The sequence below is a fragment of the Marinobacter sp. UBA2688 genome, from assembly GCF_002352785.1.
Classification (GTDB): domain Bacteria; phylum Pseudomonadota; class Gammaproteobacteria; order Pseudomonadales; family Oleiphilaceae; genus Marinobacter; species Marinobacter salarius.
The window spans coordinates 211828-212710 of the sequence record NZ_DELU01000023.1 but is presented as its reverse complement, the minus strand read 5'-3'; the positions used below and the strand labels follow the sequence as shown (position 1 = coordinate 212710).

1 protein-coding gene and 1 pseudogene are annotated in these 883 nt (G+C 57.6%); both read left to right on the top strand.

What is annotated here, in order from left to right; translation table 11 throughout:
- Positions 1 to 590 (top strand): phosphoenolpyruvate carboxylase (locus B3M52_RS12615; protein ID WP_286749648.1); only part of this gene is annotated, 590 nt, incomplete at its 5' end.
- A 38-nt stretch (positions 591 to 628) separates the two neighbouring features.
- A pseudogene (locus tag B3M52_RS12610) lies at positions 629 to 883 on the top strand (histidine kinase); the annotation flags it as partial.

Genomic DNA, 883 nt, shown 5'->3' with positions numbered 1-883 from the left:
AACAGGCGCTGGGCAAGCTGGCCCTGGGTAGCCGCCCGGCACGACGCAAACCCGGCGGTGGCGTGGAAAGCCTGCGGGCCATTCCCTGGATTTTCGCGTGGACCCAGATGCGGATGATGCTGCCCAGCTGGCTGGGTAGCGACGTTGCCCTGGAGGAGGCATTTCACAACGACCGCGTGCCGGTGCTGCGGGAGATGATGCAGCAATGGCCGTTCTTCAAAACCTACGTGGATATGCTGGAAATGGTGCTGGCAAAATCTGACCTGCGAATTGCCAGCTACTACGAAAAGACGTTGGTCGATGATCCAAAACTGCTTGAACTCGGCAAGAACCTGCGGGAGCGCCTGCAGGGCTGCATCCGCCATTTGCTGGAATTGAAGCAGCAGGACACCCTGCTGGAACAGGAACCTGTATTTGCCCATTCCATGCGTGTACGTAATCCGTATACTGATCCGCTACACTATTTACAGGCGGAACTGCTCAAGCGTGACCGTGAGGGCGAGGGCAAGGGCGAAGTGCCCGAGATGGTTGAGCGCGCACTCAAGGTAACCATGGCCGGTATTGCGGCCGGCATGCGGAACACCGGCTAAAGCAGGTTCAGCGGATCATAAAAAACAGGAGTAACGCCGTGGCGTTAGCGGCAAGACTGGAACGCTTTTTAACCGGCAAAGGAATTGCCTATCGGGAACTTGAGATTGATCAGGTACTTAGCTTTGACGCCGCGGTCATGGCGTCCGGGCGTCCTCAGGATGAGTTTATCCGGGCAACGCCCCTGATCGACATCAATGGCGTCGTCATGGCCGTTCACGGTTACAACACCAGTCTGGATATGGACCTGGTGCACAAGCAAACTGGCCGACGCCTGCAGCCGTTAACGGCTCCC